At 46.9% G+C, this 5,437-nt stretch carries 3 protein-coding genes and 2 pseudogenes; 3 read left to right on the top strand and 2 right to left on the bottom strand.

From position 1 onward, the window contains the following. Positions 1-292: 292 nt before the first annotated feature. The gene (locus tag F6J99_RS41490; protein WP_293122365.1) at positions 293-541 is read right to left on the bottom strand and encodes a hypothetical protein; all 249 of its coding nucleotides are present in this window, start codon (positions 539-541) and stop codon (positions 293-295) included. A gap of 665 nt (positions 542-1,206) precedes the next feature. After that, complete coding sequence (locus F6J99_RS41495; RefSeq protein WP_293122368.1) at positions 1,207-3,258, bottom strand: S9 family peptidase; 2,052 nt, start codon at positions 3,256-3,258, stop codon at positions 1,207-1,209. 161 nt (positions 3,259-3,419) lie between these two features. Between F6J99_RS41495 and F6J99_RS41500 the strand changes: the two genes are divergently transcribed. From F6J99_RS41500 to F6J99_RS41510, 3 genes and pseudogenes are all read left to right on the top strand, one after another. Further along, positions 3,420-4,337 carry a histidine kinase dimerization/phosphoacceptor domain-containing protein gene (locus F6J99_RS41500; RefSeq protein WP_293122371.1) on the top strand — a complete coding sequence of 306 codons (918 nt, stop codon included), beginning with the start codon at positions 3,420-3,422 and terminating at the stop codon, positions 4,335-4,337. 146 nt (positions 4,338-4,483) lie between these two features. Next, positions 4,484-4,714: pseudogene (locus F6J99_RS41505) on the top strand (RNA-guided endonuclease TnpB family protein); the annotation flags it as partial. A 107-nt stretch (positions 4,715-4,821) separates the two neighbouring features. Next, a pseudogene (locus tag F6J99_RS41510) lies at positions 4,822-5,310 on the top strand (transposase); the annotation flags it as partial. Positions 5,311-5,437: the final 127 nt, after the last annotated feature.

The following is a 5,437-nucleotide window of genomic DNA, read 5'->3' on the forward strand; positions in this document are numbered from 1 at the left end:
TGCCTAGGCTGTTTATTATGAGTCTTTTTAGGGGGAGATCGTTCACACCAGGATTGAGCTTTGCTCACGCTTTGCGATTAGCCCGAAGGGCGTTGGCTAGCGAACGCGTACGGCGATAACGCCCAGAATGGATATCTAGCAAGAGATGCACGCTTATCATACTATCAGACAATTTGTGCATGAAGTTTAAGCTATGGCCATCGCACAAAGTGAACAGCCTACCCCACACCCGGTCACCCGGTCACCCCACACCCGGTCACCCCACACCCCAGGCCTTGCCCCAAACCAACTATCAGCTGATATGGCTGAGAAAAGTACCGAGTAAATTCCAGAATCTTTTCCCTAGCCAAGCTGATAACACTCCACAGTAAATGGAGAAGCCTATGCTTAAAAGCATTATTGTATTCAAAGATATCTCTACATGCCAAAGCCATCGATAGATAGACATGATAGCGATGCCCGCCAGTAATCCGGCAGCCGCACCTGCTGCCGCCTGAGTTAATACTTGTCTTGCAGTAGGTTGAGTGGTTTCTGTTTCCATAACTAGAGGCTCCTCGTTAGTATCGTCAGCAATTTTCCACGGGACACACAGCAGTGTGCCCCCAATCTCAATCTATTAAATTAATTCACCTTGGATGCAATCAATTCCTGACCCGCTTGATAAAGTGTTAGTCCGTTAACCGTTTCATCTGCTGAGAAATTGAATTGAATCGTGATATCTGCAACCTGAGCCAAGAATTTAGTTTCTGGCAAAATTCATCCCACACTCATGCTGCGCATTGAGATGTGGGATAAATTTTCCACAGAGTCTTTCACAAAAGACCAATCGATGTGTTATACTCATAATACTGACTTTCAAAGCCGTTCGCGTAGCGTGGCCAAAGGCCATAAATGCTGGAAAGTTGGTCAAACATTATTAAACAAAAGACCAAAAAAACAGAGCGGCAGGGCAGTCCGTTCTTAAAGCCCAGCGCCTCCTAAGCAATAGCTGGATTGGCTGGGAAGCCCACACTGAACTCAAAGAGTCAGTGTGGGAGCTGTCACTTTCTGAAACAGGGTAAAGGGTAAACGCTTCCTGCCCTGTGGCTTGGGCAAGTAGTTGTTGTTCCTCGACTCGAATAGCGATCTGCATATTAGGGAGTAATTGGTAGGTTCCCAGCGCTTGTAAATTGCTGGGTCAAGTTCAACAATCTCGGGCTCACCGGATTAATTAACTGTGACAGTGTCAATATCAACAGTTAATTTTTCTAGTTGAGCCTGTACCTCTGAAGACATCTCGGCCTGGTAACGTCCGCCTAAATGTTCAGCTAAAAACTTCTCTAATGCAGCTGTCATGGCCAGCGAGTTGATCTCCTTACGGAAACCATGGCCTTCATCGGGGGCTATCAGATATTCCACCGGTCGCCCTAAATCTCGCAATGCGGCCACAATTTGGTCCGATTCCGCTTGCTTAACCCGGGGATCGTTGGCTCCCTGAATTACCATTAGTGGGGCTTGAATTTGGTCGGCGGAAAACAGGGGTGACTGGGTTTCTAGACGGGTGCGATCGCTCGGATCATCCGGATCTCCCAGCCGCAGAGCAAAGGTAGCCTTCATCGATTCCCAATAGGGGGGAATTGACTTGAGCAAGGTAATCAGGTTCGATGGCCCCACATCGGATACGCCAACGGCATAGATATTTGGTGTAAATGCCAAACCAGCTAGGGTGGCATAGCCTCCATAGGAGCCACCAAAAATTCCCACACGCTCGGGATCGGCAATCCCTGCATCAATCAGATACTGCACGCCATCCGTCAGGTCATGCTGCATTGCACCCGTGCCCCATTTATTGTTACCGGCATTGAGAAAGGCTTTACCATAGCCAGTAGACCCTCGAAAGTTGGGTTGCAGAATGGCGTAACCGCGATTAGCGAGAAACTGGGTAAACGGATTGTACCCCCACATATCTCGTGCCCAAGGTCCACCGTGGGGCATGACAATCACCGGTAGGTTCACTGGGTCTACCCCCTGGGGCAGGGTCAGGTAGGCTGGAATCTCTAGACCATCACGGGCTGTATAGCGGATCGGCTGCATGGTGGCCAAATGTTCGTTGGGCAGCTCTGGCCGATCATCGTAGAGTTTTTCCAGGGTTTGAGTACTACGATCAAATAGATAAGTAGACCCGGGATTCACATCGCTCCGGGTTCCAATCAAGGCAAAGCGATCATCCTGGGTAAGGGATTGCAACACAATATCAACGTCGGGCAGCTGTTGCTGAAGAAAGGCTAGATCAGCCACTATCTTGTCGTTTTGAGGATAGATGCGGATGCGATCGCCAATATAGGAGGTAGCAATCAACTCATCAGTCGCTTCTGAAAAGACTGCAGCGGCAAAATCCACCTGGTTTTCAGGATCAACTTCCACGACCTGACTCTGCTGGCTCTCAAGATCGAGCAGCTCTAACTGGATTAAATTCCCATCCCGATTGCTGATCAGATACACCCGTTGGCCATCTTTATGAAAGCGAATGGGACGACAGGTTTCTTCAATTCGACAGGTGTAAACAGGTGTTAATCCATCTTTTTGCACCGCCAGAATCTCATGCCCCCCTTCCAGGCTTTGGCGATAGCCGATGCGCACATTACCGTCTAAATCGGTTGTCCAGAGGGCAATATTCTCGTCATTTTGAATCAGCAGCGTCCGCTCGCCTGTTGTCACATCCAAACGATAGACATCATGAAACTGGGGATTGCGCTCGTTAAGACCGATAATGATGTGGTTGGGAGTCCGTTTAGGAACGCTATAGATCCTGGCCGTAATCCCCTCTACAGGGGTTAAATCGCGGGTTACCGGGCTAGTCTCACCTAAAGATTTAGCTTCAACCGCATAAATGTGAAAATTCTCATTGCCCCCTTTATCCTGGCCGTAGAGAATGTAACGACCATCGGCGCTCCAAAAGTAAATCATGATCGGGCTTTCAGCATCAGCCGTGACTGGACGAGCAGCTTCCATCGGTTCATCGATGCCCTTAACCCACACATTGATCACGCCGTCTAGAGGTTTTTGAAAGGCCAGAAACTGACCGTCGGGGGAAAGCTGGGCACCCGTAATCTCTGGATCGCCAAAGAATAGTTCCCGCTGAAGTAACGGTGGTAGAGCGGTCTGACTTTCAGCAGCGCTAGCAGTTTTTGCCGTTAGCGGCAGCGGTGGATTGCCAAGGCTAAAACCCATCAAACTAATAGACATCATCAAACCTGCACCAAATTTAAATTGTTTCATGACAAACCGTATCCTCTGAATAGTTGCTTATAATTCAATATTAAACAGGCCATTTCAAACTGACTATAGCGAAAGGTCATATGGATACATGACGTTTGTCATGGAAATTTATCCATAAGTTTCATAAGCTGTAGAAGCAGTTATAAGCATTGGGTAAGCTGATGTCAGCTCGGACAACTCCTCAGGTTTCCACCATTAATCCTTCAATTCCTAAAATCCTGCGCTATCTGGAATGGGCATGTTTGATCATGACCATCCTGCTATTGCTGTTTCCCGTCCTGAATAAATCATTGCCCGACGAGACCAAGGGCAGTGAGTACCTAATAAGCTTTTGTTTATTGGGAGTTTTGGCCATTCTGAGCTTTTTCTTTCCAATCCGTCGCCCCATGTGGCAGCGACGAGTTTATGTCTTTGCCGAAATTTCCTGTGTGTTGCTGACAATAATCTTTAGTGATGCCGGTCTCGGTCTCTTTCTCTTTCTATACTTAGCCAAAAGCTGTTTTCTGTTGCGTCGTCGGGATGTGATCATCACGGTTGTTTTAGTCGGGATTACCTTGCATGTAGGTTTGGCGTGGCGGTTAACGAATGATTTACTAACTGATCTCTCAAAACCGATTGCAGAGCAGCAAGCTCGCTTTGAAAAAAACCTACAAACCCTTCAAGAGACTCCCCAATTATTTATTGCGCAACGGATTTTGCCTCCGCTTATAGTCTATATTTCTCTGAGTGTGCTAATTACGCTGGTTTGTTTAACCTTGGTAGCTGAGTACAGGAGTCGTCAGCGAGCATTAGCCTTAACTCAGGAAGTTGAATTGCTAGCCGCAGATTTAGAACGCACCCGCATTGCTCGCGATATTCATGATTCATTGGGGCATACTTTGACCTCCCTTGATGTGCAGCTAGAATTAGCACAACGACTCTACGAACGAAACTCTAATAAGCTTCAACCAGCGTTAGACACGGCCAAACTGCTGGCCAGCCAATCCTTACAAGAAGTGCGTCGGGCAGTGACCACCATGCGAGAAGAGACCTTTGATCTCAATAAGGCGCTGCCACAGCTGCTGGAATCTTTTACGTGACTCCCAAAGCTGAAAGCCCCGTGTTTTTAAACCGGGGATGAAAGCTCGTAGCGACTTTAGTCGCCGTGAGAAAAATCTCGATTAGTACTCGACACTTTTATATAAAATCGCTATAATAAAAACATGTCGAAGGAGGTCGAATTTCGATGATAATTCTAGAGTTTAAAGCCAAGGGTAAAGAGTCTCAGTATTCAGCTATAGACGAAGCCATTCGGACTGTCAAATTCATCCGAAATAGCTGCATTCGTATGTGGCTGGACAATAAAGGGACAGGGAAAAGTGACCTTAGCCGGTACTCCAAAATACTGGCTAAAGAATTCCCTTTTGCCAATGAATTAAACTCTACTGCCCGTCAGGCTGCATCTGAAAGGGCATGGTTAGAAGTTACCGTAAGAATAGTGGAGCCTTATTACAAAAGTTTTAACCCTTTTACCCATAGCCAGTCACCCATAAAGGCTCCACTATTCTAAGGTTTCATCTCCGGTCATCGATTGTTCGATTTTACGATAATTGCAAGAAAAAAGTCCCAGGTAAAAAGGGTTTCCCAAGATTCCAGAAACGTACTCGGTCTGTCGAATACAAGAAGTCAGGGTGGAAATTATCCCCTGACAAGAAGTCGATAACATTCACGGACAAAAAAGGGATTGACCTTCGGTCACGCTACGCGAACGGAAAACTTAAACTCAAAGGCACCTGGGATTTATGGCGCTTCGACAAGAAGCAAATTAACCGGGTTCGGATAGTCAAACGATCTGATGGGTACTACGTTCAATTTTGCGTTGCAATTAACGTGAAAGAAGAAGTAGAGCACACAGGCGAGATTATTGGCTTAGACGTGGGACTTAAAGAGTTTTACACGGATTCCAATGGCCACTCTGAACCCAATCCCCGATTCTATAGAAAAGGGGAGAAACGTTTAAAGTTTTATCAACGCCGAGTTGATCGGAAAAAGAAAGGCTCATCCAATCGTAGGGTGCGGCTTGTTCTGAGTAGGAGCCTCCTGAGAAAGGAGGGGTATAACTCAGGGAATCGCGGGGTTAAAATCCCAAAAATTCTAACTGTCTGTTGGATGGTGGTGAAAACCCACCCCATTAAGAGAT

The sequence above is a fragment of the Moorena sp. SIO4G3 genome (genome assembly GCF_010692305.1).
Classification (GTDB): domain Bacteria; phylum Cyanobacteriota; class Cyanobacteriia; order Cyanobacteriales; family Coleofasciculaceae; genus Moorena; species Moorena producens_A.